General features: G+C 72.3%; 16 protein-coding genes. 8 read left to right on the top strand and 8 right to left on the bottom strand.

Annotation, left to right across the window (positions count from 1 at the left end; all coding sequences use genetic code 11):
* Positions 1-152 precede the first annotated feature (152 nt).
* Positions 153-1571, top strand: a complete 1419-nt coding sequence (locus QP089_RS29280; protein WP_285915764.1) for an amino acid permease — start codon at positions 153-155, stop codon at positions 1569-1571.
* Here the strand turns inward: QP089_RS29280 and QP089_RS29275 are convergent.
* Positions 1558-1977, bottom strand: a complete 420-nt coding sequence (locus QP089_RS29275) for an acyl-CoA thioesterase (RefSeq protein ID WP_285915763.1) — start codon at positions 1975-1977, stop codon at positions 1558-1560. The genes QP089_RS29280 and QP089_RS29275 overlap by 14 nt on opposite strands.
* Positions 1978-2131: 154 nt before the next feature.
* Here QP089_RS29275 and QP089_RS29270 point away from each other — a divergent pair, with 154 nt between their 5' ends.
* Positions 2132-3166, top strand: a complete 1035-nt coding sequence (locus tag QP089_RS29270) for an aldo/keto reductase (RefSeq protein WP_285915761.1) — start codon at positions 2132-2134, stop codon at positions 3164-3166.
* Position 3167: 1 nt separating this feature from the next.
* Here QP089_RS29270 and QP089_RS29265 read toward each other — a convergent pair whose 3' ends face one another.
* Positions 3168-3803: an MBL fold metallo-hydrolase gene (locus QP089_RS29265; RefSeq protein WP_285915760.1), complete on the bottom strand. Its 636-nt coding sequence runs from the start codon at positions 3801-3803 to the stop codon at positions 3168-3170.
* Between the two features lie 89 nt (positions 3804-3892).
* Between QP089_RS29265 and QP089_RS29260 the strand changes: the two genes are divergently transcribed.
* The gene (locus QP089_RS29260) at positions 3893-4327 is read left to right on the top strand and encodes a MarR family winged helix-turn-helix transcriptional regulator (RefSeq protein WP_285915759.1); all 435 of its coding nucleotides are present in this window, start codon (positions 3893-3895) and stop codon (positions 4325-4327) included.
* Positions 4328-4358: 31 nt separating this feature from the next.
* Here QP089_RS29260 and QP089_RS29255 read toward each other — a convergent pair whose 3' ends face one another.
* From QP089_RS29255 to QP089_RS29245, 3 genes are all read right to left on the bottom strand, one after another.
* Entirely contained in the window at positions 4359-5282 is a 924-nt protein-coding gene (locus QP089_RS29255) for a LysR family transcriptional regulator (protein ID WP_285915757.1), read from the bottom strand.
* A 79-nt stretch (positions 5283-5361) separates the two neighbouring features.
* Positions 5362-6312, bottom strand: a complete 951-nt coding sequence (locus tag QP089_RS29250; RefSeq protein ID WP_285915755.1) for a DMT family transporter — start codon at positions 6310-6312, stop codon at positions 5362-5364.
* Positions 6313-6403: 91 nt separating this feature from the next.
* Complete coding sequence (locus QP089_RS29245) at positions 6404-7237, bottom strand: helix-turn-helix transcriptional regulator (protein WP_285915754.1); 834 nt, start codon at positions 7235-7237, stop codon at positions 6404-6406.
* Positions 7238-7359: 122 nt separating this feature from the next.
* Between QP089_RS29245 and QP089_RS29240 the strand changes: the two genes are divergently transcribed.
* Entirely contained in the window at positions 7360-8343 is a 984-nt protein-coding gene (locus QP089_RS29240) for an aldo/keto reductase (RefSeq protein ID WP_285915753.1), read from the top strand.
* Positions 8344-8394: 51 nt separating this feature from the next.
* On the opposite strand, the gene QP089_RS29235 is transcribed toward QP089_RS29240, so the two are convergent.
* Complete coding sequence (locus tag QP089_RS29235) at positions 8395-8691, bottom strand: hypothetical protein (protein ID WP_285915751.1); 297 nt, start codon at positions 8689-8691, stop codon at positions 8395-8397.
* A 300-nt stretch (positions 8692-8991) separates the two neighbouring features.
* On the opposite strand from QP089_RS29235, the gene QP089_RS29230 reads away from it, so the two are divergent.
* From QP089_RS29230 to QP089_RS29215, 4 genes are all read left to right on the top strand, one after another.
* A complete protein-coding gene (locus QP089_RS29230; RefSeq protein WP_285915749.1) occupies positions 8992-9609 on the top strand; it encodes a hypothetical protein in 618 nt (205 codons plus the stop codon).
* A 76-nt stretch (positions 9610-9685) separates the two neighbouring features.
* A complete protein-coding gene (locus QP089_RS29225; protein ID WP_285915747.1) occupies positions 9686-10402 on the top strand; it encodes a YcnI family copper-binding membrane protein in 717 nt (238 codons plus the stop codon).
* A complete protein-coding gene (locus QP089_RS29220) occupies positions 10399-10941 on the top strand; it encodes a copper resistance CopC family protein (RefSeq protein WP_285915745.1) in 543 nt (180 codons plus the stop codon). Before QP089_RS29225 ends, QP089_RS29220 begins: the two co-directional genes overlap by 4 nt.
* A gap of 74 nt (positions 10942-11015) precedes the next feature.
* Positions 11016-11783: a group II truncated hemoglobin gene (locus QP089_RS29215; RefSeq protein ID WP_285915744.1), complete on the top strand. Its 768-nt coding sequence runs from the start codon at positions 11016-11018 to the stop codon at positions 11781-11783.
* Positions 11784-11790: 7 nt separating this feature from the next.
* Here QP089_RS29215 and QP089_RS29210 read toward each other — a convergent pair whose 3' ends face one another.
* Entirely contained in the window at positions 11791-11916 is a 126-nt protein-coding gene (locus tag QP089_RS29210; protein WP_285915743.1) for a hypothetical protein, read from the bottom strand.
* Positions 11904-12485: an FMN-dependent NADH-azoreductase gene (locus tag QP089_RS29205; RefSeq protein ID WP_285915742.1), complete on the bottom strand. Its 582-nt coding sequence runs from the start codon at positions 12483-12485 to the stop codon at positions 11904-11906. The genes QP089_RS29210 and QP089_RS29205 overlap by 13 nt, the downstream gene beginning before the upstream one ends.

Genomic DNA, 12485 nt, shown 5'->3' with positions numbered 1-12485 from the left:
GCCCGTCCCGTTACAGCGGTCGGCACATGACTCGAAAGCAACACCCGACCGCTCTTTCAACTCCGGGAACGCGCGTCAGGCGGCGACGGGTTCATCGGGCGCGCGGGCGGGCACATGATCTTCGGTGGCAACGGTGCCTGGGAGGTGGCTGCATGCCCTCGGTCCTGGACGGGATGATCCGGCGCAAGCCCATCGAGCAGATCGACGACGAGTCGGGCGGCGCGGGGCTCACCCGGACGCTGGGGCTGTGGCAGCTGACCGCGATCGGGGTCGGCGGCATCATCGGCGCGGGGATCTTCTCGCTCGCCGGGGCGGTGGCCAACGAGAAGGCCGGGCCGGCGGTGCTGATCTCGTTCCTCGTCGCGGGGATCGCGAGCGCGGCGGCGGCGTTCTCCTACGCCGAGTTCGCCGGGCTGATCCCAAAGGCGGGCTCGGCGTACACCTACGGGTACGCGGTGCTCGGCGAGTTCACCGGGTGGGCCATCGGTTGGGACCTGCTGCTGGAGTACACCGCGATCGTGGCGGTGGTCGCGATCGGCATATCCGGCTATTTCGACGACCTGCTCGGGTTCATGCACGTCCACCTGCCGCTGTGGATGAGCGGGGCGCCCGGCACCGAGCCGAAGGGCGTCGCGGACGGCAGCTACAAGGTCAACCTGATCGCGGTGCTGCTGTGCCTGCTCATCGCGTGGGTGCTGAACCTCGGGATGAAGAACGCGGCGCGGTTCGAGACGTTCCTGGTGTACCTGAAGGTCGCCATCGTCCTGTTGGTGATCGTGGTCGGCGTCTTCAAGATCCGGACGGGGAACTACTCGCCGTTCTTCCCGTTCGGCCTTTCCGGGGCCTTCACCGGCGCCGCGACCGTGTTCTTCGCCGTTTTCGGATACGACGCGATGTCCACTGCGGCGGAGGAATCCCAAGAGGCGCGCAAGCACATGCCGAAGGCGATCCTCTATTCATTGGCGATCGCGATGGTGCTGTACGTCATGGCGTGCCTGGTGCTGACCGGAATGGTCGACTACCGGGACATCAACCCGACCGCGGCGTTCTCCTCGGCGTTCAAGTCGGTCGGGCTGAACACGATCGGCATCATCATCGCGATCGGCGCGATCCTGGGCGTGCTGACGGTGCTGTTCACGTTCATGATGGGCGCGACCCGGGTGTGGTTCTCGATGAGCCGCGACGGGCTGCTGCCCGGCTGGTTCGCCAAAACGCACCCGACCCGGCACGTGCCGACCCGGATCACCTGGATCCTCGGCGTCGCGTCCGCGATCATCGCGGGATTCCTGCCGATCGCGGAGGCGGCGGAGCTCACCAACATCGGGATCCTGCTGGCGTTCATCGTGGTGTGCATCGCCGTCATCGTGCTGCGCTACCGGCACCCCGAACTGCCGCGCGAATTCCGGACCCCCGGAATGCCGGTCGTCCCCGCCATCGGGGTCGTCTTCTCGATCTGGCTCATCACGTTCCTGCAATGGCAGACGTGGGTGCGGTTCGTGGTGTGGTTCGCCATCGGCTGCGTCATCTACTTCGCCTACAGCCGGCGCCATTCACTGCTCAACCGGACGTGACCACCAGCTTGTCCATCTCGGCGCGCATCGCGCCGGTGATCGGCACCGGACGGCGGGTCTCCCGGTCGACGAACACGTGCACGAAATGGCCTTCGGCGATGAGCGCGTCGTCCGACGCCCGGTACATCCCGATCTCCCAGCGGACGCTGGAGGTGCCGAGCTTGCCGATCCGCAGGCCGAGCAGGATCGTGTCCGGGAACGACACCTCCGCCTTGTACTGGCAGTGCGACTCCACGCACAGCGCGATCGACGGCGCGTCCAGCGGCGCGAACCCCGCCTTGGTGATCATCCACTCGTTGATCGCGGTGTCCATCAGCGAGTAGTGCACGGCGTTGTTGACGTGCCCGTAGACGTCGTTGTCCTTCCAGCGCGTCGGCACGCTGATCCGGTGCGGGTAGTCGCTCATCACGCGCGCCAGTCTATGTACCCGCCGGTAACCGCGGCGGCGCGGGCGCGGCCGCAGCGGCCCCAGCGAAACGTTACGTAACGTATTGACAGGAGGGCAAGTCTGCCGCACACTTGGATGCGTTACGTTACGTTTCGTTTTGAGGAGACCGTCAGTGGAGTACCGGGTTCTCGGCCGCACCGGCGTTTCGGTCAGCGCGTTCGCCCTGGGCACCCTGCATCTGGGGGCATGGGGGAACGGCGACCACGACGACGCGGTCCGGCTGGTGCACACCGCGCTGGACGCCGGGATCAACCTCATCGACACCGCCGACCAGTACTCGGAGGGCGAGGCCGAGCGGATCGTCGGCAAGGCCATCAGGGGCCGCCGCGACGAGGTCGTGCTCGCGACGAAGGGGCACTTCCCCGTCCAGCGCGGGGACCGGGACCCGAACCGGCGCGGCAACTCGCGGCGCTGGCTGACCCGGGCCGTCGAGGACAGCCTGCGGCGGCTCGGCACCGACCGCATCGACCTGTACCAGGTGCACCGGCCCGACCCGTCCACCGACATCGACGAGACGCTGTCGGTGCTGTCCGACCTGGTGCGCGCCGGGAAGATCATGGCCATCGGCACCTCGGACTTCCCGGCCGAGCAGCTGGTCGAGGCGCAGTGGGTCGCCGACCGGCGCAACCACGTCCCGTTCCGCACCGAGCAGCCGCCCTACTCGGTGTTCGTGCGCGGCATCGAGGCCGACGTGCTGCCGACCGCCCGCAAGTACGGGCTGGGCGTGCTGACGTGGAGCCCGCTCAACAGCGGCTGGCTCACCGGCCGGTTCCGCCGCGGCGAGCCGATCGAGCTCACCGAGTTCCGCCGGGTGGTCGCGCACAAGTTCGACCTGGAGCTGCCCGGCAACCGGCGCAAGATCGAGGCGGTCGAGAGCCTGCTCGCGGTGGCGGAGGAGGCGGGGATCTCCCTGACGCACCTGGCGCTGGCGTTCGCGGCGAACCACCCGGCGGTCACCTCGGTGCTGCTCGGCCCCCGGACGATCGAGCAGCTCACCGACCAGCTCGACGCGGCCGGCGTCCGGCTCGACGACGCGGCCCTCGACCGCATCGACGAGATCGTCCCGCCCGGCGTCACGCTCAACCCCGCCGACGTCGACTACCGCAGGCCGGCGCTCACCGACCCCGGCCTGCGGCGCCGGCGCTGACCTACAGCTCGACGCTCTCGCCGTGGGCGGGCCGGGACATCGTGAGGCCGGTCAGTCCCTCCAGGAACGCGACGGCCGAGTTCTGGCCGAGCTCGCTGAGCATCAGCTCGTGGATCTGCAGCAGCCGGGCCGGCCGGACCTTCCGGACGTAGTCGGCGGCGTCCCCGATCTTGGTCCACGGCCCGCTGGTCGGCAGCAGCAGCGTGTCGACCGGCGCATCGGGGACGTGGTAGGCGTCGCCCGGGTGGTACACCGCGCCGTCGATCAGGTAGCCGGAGTTGTCCACGATCGGGATGTCCGGGTGGATCGCGGCGTGCCGCTCGCCGTGCACGGTCACGGCGAAGTCGCCGACGGTCAGCGCGTCGCCGGACGCGACGGCCCGGACCCGACCGCCGTGCTCGCCCAGCTTGTCCCGCACCGAGGCGGGGCCGTAGACGTGCAGGTCGGGCCGCTTCTCCAAAGCCGCGCCGAGGAGGGCGTCGTCGAAGTGGTCGAAGTGCTCGTGGGTGATCAGGACGGCGTCGGCCGCCGCGACGGCGGCCTCCGCGTCCGGGGTGAACGTGCCGGGGTCCAGCACGATCGTCGTGTCGCCCTTCTCCAGGACGACGCAGGCGTGGGCGTACTTGGTCAGCTGCATCGATGCCCGTCCTTCCACAGCAAAGGTGTACAGCTCAAACTGTACACCTTTGCTGTGTATACTGGCGGCGCATCCCCGGGAGGCCCGCCATGACGCACCACGACGACCTGGCCGAGCGGCTGCGGACGTCCATCGGCGGGCTCGTCCGCACGACCCGCCTCCAGGCCGACGCGCTCGCGCCGCCGATCGCGCAGACGCTCGGGCTGCTCGACCGGGAGGGCGAGGCGAGCATCGCCTCCCTCGCGCAGCGGCGCCGCGTCCGGCACCAGAGCCAGAGCCGCACCGTGAAGGACCTCGAGAAACTCGGCTACGCCACCCGCCGCGACGACCCCCGCGACGCTCGCGGCCGCGTCATCGCGATCACGCCCGAGGGACGGGCCGCGCTCGACCGCGACCGCCGCGCCCGCCGCGACTGGCTCGCCGACGCCATCGCCACGACCCTCACCCCCGCCGAGCAGGACCTCCTGGCCGAACTGCCCGCCCTCCTCGACCGCCTGACGGCCCACGCCGCCCGCCCGCACTGACCCCGCCGGCACAGCAAGGGTGCTTTCGGGATCAGTCGCCGGGAACGGTGGCCGCGTCGTGCAGCAGGTCCAGTACGCGCCGCAGGTCGGGGCGCTTGCCGGTGCCCGCCCGGCTGACGGTGAAGATGGTCCGGGAGACGGGGTGGACCAGGGGGTGGAGGCTGAGGGCCGCGGTGGTCTCCGGCAAGGCCATGCGGGGGATCAGGGCGGCGCCCGCTCCTGCCGCGACCAGGGCGGCCAGCACGGAGAAGTCACTGCCGGCGGCGCGGACGTCCGGGACGAAACCGGCGGTGCCGCAGGCCCGCTGGATCATCTCGTGGCACGAGGTCTCCGGCCCGGGCGCCAGCCACGGCACGTCCGACAGGCGGGAGAGATCCGCGGGCTGCCCGGGGGCCAGCCGCAGCGCCTCGGCCCGGCGGGGGTGCAGGGCGAGCAGTACCGGCTCCTCCATCAGGACGGCCTGCTCGCACGCGGCGGGGAAGTTGCGCGGCAGCACGGTGTAGCTGTGCACCACGGCGAGGTCGGTGGCGCGCTTGCGCAGCTGGTCGAGGGCCTCGTCGGGTTCCAGGACGGAGAGCCGCAGCGAAGGGGCCGCGGAGGCGTCCGTGTCGGCCAGGCGCTGCCAGAGGGGCGCGATGAGGGCGCGGGCGGCGGAGGCGAAGGCGGCGATCCGCACGATGCCGTGCCGGCCGGTCTGCAGGGCGGCCAGGCCGGACTCCGCCGCCGCGAGTTCCGCCAGGATGATCTCGGCATGGGCCACCAGCAGCTCCCCGGCCGCGGTCAGCCGCAGCGTGCGGCCGACCTTCTCCACCACGGGCGTGCCCGCTTCCTTCTGCAGGGCGGCGAGGTGCTGGGAGACGGCCGGCGGCGTCAGGTGCAGGGCCTCGGCGGTGGCTGCGACGGTGCCATAGGCGGCCAGGTGCTGGAGGATCCGCAGACGGCGTACGTCGAGCACGGACGGGCTCCTTACTCGGATCACTCGGATCGGGACGGCAGCTCCAGTGTGTCCCGAGGACCCAGGCCCGGCAGAACCGTCAGCGTGTCGGCGCCGGGCGGCCGGCCGCCTGATCGGAGGCGTCCTCGGGCGCGCCGCCGTCCGGGGTGTCGCGGGGCGGCGGGGCCGTCCTGCTCCGGTGGATGAGGATCACCCCTGCCGCGCTGACCGCGCCGCCCAGCAGCTCGACGGGGTGGGGCACCTCGCCGAGCCAGACGAAGGAGACGACCAGCGCCACCGGCGGCACCAGGTACAGGGCCGCCGTGGAGGCCGCGAGCGGCAGGCGGGCGACGGCGTAGCCCCAGATGACGAAGCCGAGCGCGGACGGCATCAGGCCCAGGTAGAGGGCGGAGGCCAGCGCGTCCGCCGGCGCGTCGAGGGTGGCGGACCACGCGGCGGGGACCAGGGGCAGGGCGAGGACGGTTCCCGCGACCATCGCGTAGGTGGCGACCTCCAGGCCGGTGTAGCGGCGGAGCAGGGGCTTGGTCGCGAAGTGGTAGGTCCCCTGGACGACGGCGGCGGCCAGGACGATGAGGGCCGAGACGGTGAAACCGCCGGTGCCCTCGGCCAGCCCGACCATGGCCGCGCCGGCGAGTGCGACGACGCTGCCGACGGCGATGGTGCGGGTCAGCCGCTCCTTGAGGACCAGGCTTCCCAGCAGGACGCTGAAGACGGGGGCGGTCGCGATCAGCAGGCTTGCGGTCCCGGCCTCCACCCGGACCTCGCCCCAGTTGAGCAGCACCTGGTACGCGGTGATGCCGGTGGCGCCGCACAGGGCGATCATCGGCAGGTCGCGGCGCCGGGGCCGGCGCACCTTGGCCAGCGGTGCCACCAGGATCAGCGCCAGGGCCGCGGTCACGATCCTCAGGAACGACAGCGCCGCCACACCGAGGCCGTCGATGCCGACCCGGATGGCCGGGAAGGCCGAGGCCCACAGCACGACGGTGCCCGCCAGAGCGAGGACGTGCGCGGAACCGAAGCGGGAAACCATGCCGCCACCGTTCCGCACTCCGCAAGAAAAGGTCCAGTTACTTTTTGCTGCCGAAAGCTTCAGTGAAACTTATGCGATGAGGCGGCGGCGCTCAGGAGCGGGCGAGGGCGGCGAGCTCTTCCAGGGCGGCTCGGGTCGGCCCTTCCCCGGGGGCGGTGAGGGTGACGAACTGGTGGTCGGGAGTGCCCGGGAGGATCATGCCGATGTAGTCGAGCGACAACCGGCCGACCACCGGATGCCGGTACTCCTTGCGGCCCATCCCCGGTCCCTTCACGTCCTGCCGGTCCCACCAGGTGCGGAACCCCGGTTGCCGGGACAGCTCGCGGACCAGCGCCCGGGTCGCGGGATCGTCCGGGTCGCGGCCGGTGGCCGCGCGCAGTTGCGCGATGCCGTGCCGGGCCATCTCCTCCCACTCCAGGTAGAACGTGCGGGCGCGCGGGTCGCAGAGCGCGTACCGGAGCAGGTTCCGGCGCGACGAGGGCTGCTCCGCCAGGTGCGGCATGAGCGCGGCGGCCATCCCGTTCCAGGCCAGCACGTCCAGGCGCGGATTGATCACATATGCCGGGACGGGGTCGATCGCGTCCAGCAGCCGCTGCACGGTCGGGTCGACCGGGCCGTCCGCCGGCGCGTGCGGCGGGGACGGCGGGGACGGCAGCGCGAGCGCCAGCCGGTAGAGGTGGTCGCGCTCGTCGTCGTTGAGGACGAGCGCCCGGGCCAGCCCGTCCAGGACGGAAGGGGACGGCCGGATGCCGCGGCCCTGCTCCAGCCGCATGTAGTAGTCCGGGCTGATCCCGGCCAGCAGCGCCACCTCCGCGCGGCGCAGGCCGGGGGCGCGCCGGCGCCCGCCGTCGGGAAGGCCCACGGACGAGGGCTTGATGCGGTCGCGCCGGGAGCGCAGGAAGTCCGCCATCTCGCGTGTCGCCATGGGACAAGTCTGCCCTCCGGAGGCTAGCCCTCCGATTCCTAGCCATGGGCGGGCACTGGTTGCCCGAAGGCGCGCGGGGCAGGGTGAAGGCACATCCATGACAGACGAGAGGTGACTTCCCAGTGCGCTATCGCACCCTTGGAACGAACGGGCCGCAGGTGTCGGTGGTGGGGTTCGGCGCGATGACCGTGGCGCCGGTCTACGGCGGCGTCGAGGAGAGCGAGGCCGCCGACACGCTCCTCGCCGCGCTGGACGCCGGCGTCACGTTCGTCGACACCGCCGACATCTACGGCGCCGGGTACAGCGAGACCCTGATCGGCCGGATGCTGGAGAAGCGGCGGGACGAGTACGTCCTGGCCACCAAGTTCGGCGGGAACCAGGACGCGAACGGCATCCTGATCCCGGGGATGGGCCGGCCCGAGTACGTCAGGCGAGCGCTGGACGCCAGCCTGTCGCGGCTCCGGACCGACCACGTGGACCTGTACTACCTGCACCGCCTCGACCCCGCGACCCCGATCGAGGAGACGGCCGGCGCGCTGGCCGAGCTGGTCGCGGAGGGGAAGATCGGCGGCTACGGGCTGTCGGAGGTGTCCGCGCGGACGCTGCGGCGCGCCCACGCCGTCCACCCCGTGGCGGCGCTGCAGACCGAGTACTCGCCGTTCCAGCGGGCGCCGGAGGCGGAGCTGATCCCGGCGTGCGCGGAGCTGGGCATCGCGTTCGTCGCCTACAGCCCGCTCGGGCGCGGGCTCCTCGGCGGCCAGGTCCGCTCCGCCGAGGATCTCGAGGCGGGCGACTGGCGGCGCGGCAACCCGCGCTTCCAGGGCGGCAACCTGGAGCGCAACGTCTCGCTCGCGGACCGGGTGGCGACGCTCGCCGCCGAGCACGGCGTCACGGCGGCGCAGCTGGTGCTGGCGTGGCTGGTCGACCGGGGCGCGCTGCCGATCCCGGGGACCCGCAAGGCCGCCAACGCCCGCGCCAACGCCGCCGCCGGCGACCTCGCGCTGGACGCCTCGGCGTTCGAGCGGCTGGAGGAGATCGTCCCGCCGGACGCGGTCGCGGGCGCGCAGGGCAACGAGGCGTACCTGGCCAACCTCGACACCGCGTGACGCGCGCCGGACGGCCCGCCCCCTACGTGGGGACGGGCCGTCGGGCGGGGTCTAGCGGCGGGGGCCGCCGCGCAGGCGGGACAGGAGGTTGCGGGCCTTCTCCTGGTTGCGCGGGTCGCTGATCAACTGCTCGGCCTTCGCGCGGGCCTTCTGCGCCTGCGGGCTGCGGGCCAGCTGCTCGGCCTTGGCCCGCGCCTTCTGCCCCTGCGGACCGTGAGCGAACTGCTCCGCTTTCGCCCGCGCCTTCTGGGCCTGCGGACTATGGGCGAACTGCTCCGCCTTCGCCCGGGCCTTCTGTCCCTGCGGACCCCGGACGAATCTCATGATCCGGTCGATGAGAGAAGCCACGTTCTTCCTCCTCGGCCTAGCTTCTCCCAGTTCAACGAGCACCCCGGCCGGAAAGTTCGTCAGAACGCCTTCGGTGCCTGTGACGGCGGTCGCTCCCGCTCACCGCCGGGGGCGGCCCTGGACTCGCCCCGGGTCCCTCGTGCGACGCCCCCGCCGCGAGCGGCGGGGGCGGACCAGCACGGACTTGAACCCTACATCTTGTTGATCCCCCTTGCGCAACCCCAACATGTAGCGTGCGTCGGGGCGGGTTGCCGGGGTCGGATGCGGGCGGCCGGACCGGGGTGGGACGATGGCTCCGTCATGTCCCCGCGTCCCCGGCAGCCGGTCTTCCGCACCGCGCGGGCGGTCGTCTTCGCGACCGTCTGCGTGTCGTTGGCGACCCTCGGCCACGCGCTGGCCGCGCACGAGCCGGTGCCGGGCTGGGCGGTGCTCGCCGGGTTCGGCGCGGTGCTGGCGGTCACCCTGGCGCTGGCGGGCCACGAGCGGTCCCTCCCGACGATCGCGGGCGGGCTGCTCGGCGGGCAGTTCGCGCTGCACGCGCTGTTCGCGCGCGCGACCGAGGGCATGCGCCACTGCGACACCGACGCCGCCATGCCGGCGGGACACGGCGCGGCGATGCCGATGCACGGCCCCGGCACGTCGATGACGCTCGCGCACTGCGCGGCCGCCGTGGTCGCGGCGTGGTGGCTGCGGCGCGGCGAGCGGGCCGCGTGGTCGCTGGCGCGGCGCCTGGCGTCCGCCGCCGACCGCCCGATCCGGCTGCTGCTCGCGCTGATGTCCGTCGAACCCGCGCCGCGTCCGGTCCGTACTCCCGTGGTGCCGGTGGCGGCCGGCGCCATGGCGGCGGGCCGCGCGCTCCGGCACCAGGTCGTCCGGCGGGGTCCCCCGCCGCGTTCGAGGGCGCTCGCTCATCCGTGAGCCGGGCGCCGTACGTCACCGGACGCCGATCCCGGCGTGTCCGGTCCGACCCGTACGACTCGAACGGAGTTCCGTCTTGCCTTCCCTGTCGCACGCCCGCCGGCTGGGCGCGGTCGCCTCGCTGGCCGGCCTCGGCGTGATCGCGCTCGCCACCGCCGCGTCCGCGCACGTCACCGTCAACCCCAAGACCGCCGAGCAGGGCTCCTACGCCAAGGTCTCGTTCCGGGTGCCGAACGAGGAGGACAACGCCGACACCACCAAGCTCGTGGTCAACTTCCCGGCCGACCACCCGCTCGCGTCGGTGTCGGTACGCCCCCTGCCCGGCTGGACGGCGAAGGTCGTGAAGTCCACGCTGCCGAAGCCGGTCAAGACCGAGGGCGGCGAGCTGACCAAGGCCGTCACGCAGATCACCTGGTCCGGCGGCAAGATCGAGCCCGGCCAGTTCCAGGAGTTCGACGTCTCGCTCGGCCCGCTGCCCACCGACACCGACACGCTGACCTTCAAGGCCGACCAGACCTACTCCAACGGCGAGACCGTCAAGTGGGAGCAGGACCCGGGCGACGGCTCCACCGAGCCCGAGCACCCGGCGCCCACGCTCAAGCTCACCCCGAAGGGCACCGCCGACGCCACCACGGCCGGGCTCACCGCGCAGTCGAAGCCCGCCGCCGCCAAGGCCGAGGCGGGCTCCGACGACGGCACCGCGCGGGTGCTCGGCGGCGTCGGCATCGGGATCGGCGTGATCGGCCTCGCGGTCGGCGGCTACGGCCTGGCCCGCGCGCGGAGCCGGGCGTGACCCGGGCCGTCCGGCGCGCCGCCGCCGGCCTCGCCGCCGCCGGCGCCGCGCTCGCCCTGACCGCGCCCCCCGCCTCCGCGCACACCTCGCTCACCGGGGCGAGCCCGGCGCAGAACGCGACGGTCGCGCCGCCCGCCCAGGTCGTCCTGACCTACGGGGACCCGGTGCAGCTGCCGCAGGTGGTGATCACCGACGCCCAGGGCGGGCGGCACGAGTCGGGCGCGCCGCAGGCGGTGGACAACAAGGTCACCGAGGCGGTGAAGGGCACGCTGCCGAACGGGGTCTACACGGTCGGCTGGCGCGTGGTGTCGCCGGACGGCCATCCCATCAGCGGCACCTACAAGTTCACCGTCACCGGATCGGCGGGGGCGGCGCCGGCGCCTTCGGCGTCGGCCTCGGCCTCCAAGGCGTCCGGGCGGGCGTCGGGCAGCGATTCGTCCGGCTGGCTGTGGATCGGCCTGATCGCCCTCGTCGTGGTGGCCGTGGGCGGCGGGTTCGCCTGGTACCGGCGCTCCTCGGGAGCCTCCGGGGAGAAGTGACCACCGGGCTTCCGGTCGGGTGATTACAGCGTTACATTGATTACCCGACCGGAAGCGCACGCCCTGGGGGCCCAGTGATCGTCGAGTACATCCGCTACCGGATCGACCGGGAGAGGGCGGAGGAGTTCGAGGCCGCCTACGCCCGCGCCTCCGTCCCCCTCGCCGCCGCGCCGCAGTGCGTCGACTACGAGCTCTCCCGCTGCGTGGACGAGCCCGAGTGCTACATCCTGCGGATCTGCTGGACGTCCGCCGAGGACCACTCCCAGGGCTTCCGCTCCGGCGAGCACTTCCCCGCCTTCTTCGCCGAGATCAAGCCGTACGTCCAGCAGATCGAGGAGATGCGGCACTACGAGCGGACGCCCGTACGCGGCGCCGGCTCGTCCGTCCCGACGATGTACGAGTGGGCGGGCGGCACGGAGGCGCTGGAGAACCTCACCAAGGTCTTCTACGGCAAGGTCCTCAAGGACGACCTGCTCATCCCGTTGTTCGAGCACATGCCCGCCGACCACCCCACGTGGGTCGCGCTCTGGCTGAGCGAGGTGTTCCGCGGTCCCGCGCGCTACAGCGAGGAGCGCGGCGGCTACCACCACATGGTCCGCCAGCACCTCGGCAAGGCGATCACCGAGGCGCAGCGCCGCCGCTGGGTGAGCCTGCTCATGGACGCGGCGGACGAGGTCGGCCTGCCCGCCGACCCCGAGTTCCGCGCCGCGTTCGCGTCCTACATCGAGTGGGGCACCCGTATCGCGCTGGCCAACTCCCAGCCCGGTGCGACGCCGCCGCTCGAAGCGCCCATGCCGCACTGGGGCTGGGGCGTCGCCCCGCCCTACGTCCCGTCCACATGACCCGCCGCTAGCGGCAGGCCAGGTCGGTCACGGCCTCCCGCGCCGCGGCGAGCGAGTCCGCCGCCATTTCCCGGAAGCGCGCCAGGTGCGGGACGAGATCGGCGAGCGTCATCTCGGCGTTCACGAACTGCACGTCGTCGTCGAGGATGCCGAGATTGGCGAAGTAGGCACGTAGATACGGCTCCTGGAAATCGAACCCTCGCGCGGCGCGCCGGGGCCGTAGGCGCCGCCGCGCGCGGTGACCACGATGATCCGCTTGCCGCGCAGCAGGCTGCCGCCGGTGTCCGGGTCGGTGTACGCGCCGGGAAAGGTGACCCGGTCGATCCACGCCTTCAGTGACGCGGGCACCGAGAAGTTGTACATCGGAGCGCCGATCAGCACCGTTCCCGCGTCCGTGAACTGCTCGATCAGCGGGAGGGTCAGCGCCCATTCCCGTTCCTCGGCGCCGTTCTCGATGAGCGCGTCCACCTTCGCGGGCGGGACGTATCCGTTCCGCTCGACGCGGCGTCCCAGCGCGCAGTAGGCCGGGGAGATCGGCGGCACCGGCTCGGCGAACAGATCGCGGTACCGGTATTCGGACGTGCCGTGCCGCCCCTTCCAGACGTCCGCGAACCGGGCGGACAGCTCCCGGGTGACGGAGTCGCCGGAGTGGCTGGAGTCCAGATGCAGCAGCGAAGCCACCTGGTCACGGGCCGATAGCAT

Origin of the sequence: Actinomadura opuntiae, assembly GCF_030283205.1 — a bacterium.
Taxonomy (GTDB): domain Bacteria; phylum Actinomycetota; class Actinomycetes; order Streptosporangiales; family Streptosporangiaceae; genus Spirillospora.
This window is presented reverse-complemented; position numbering and strand designations above follow the sequence as displayed.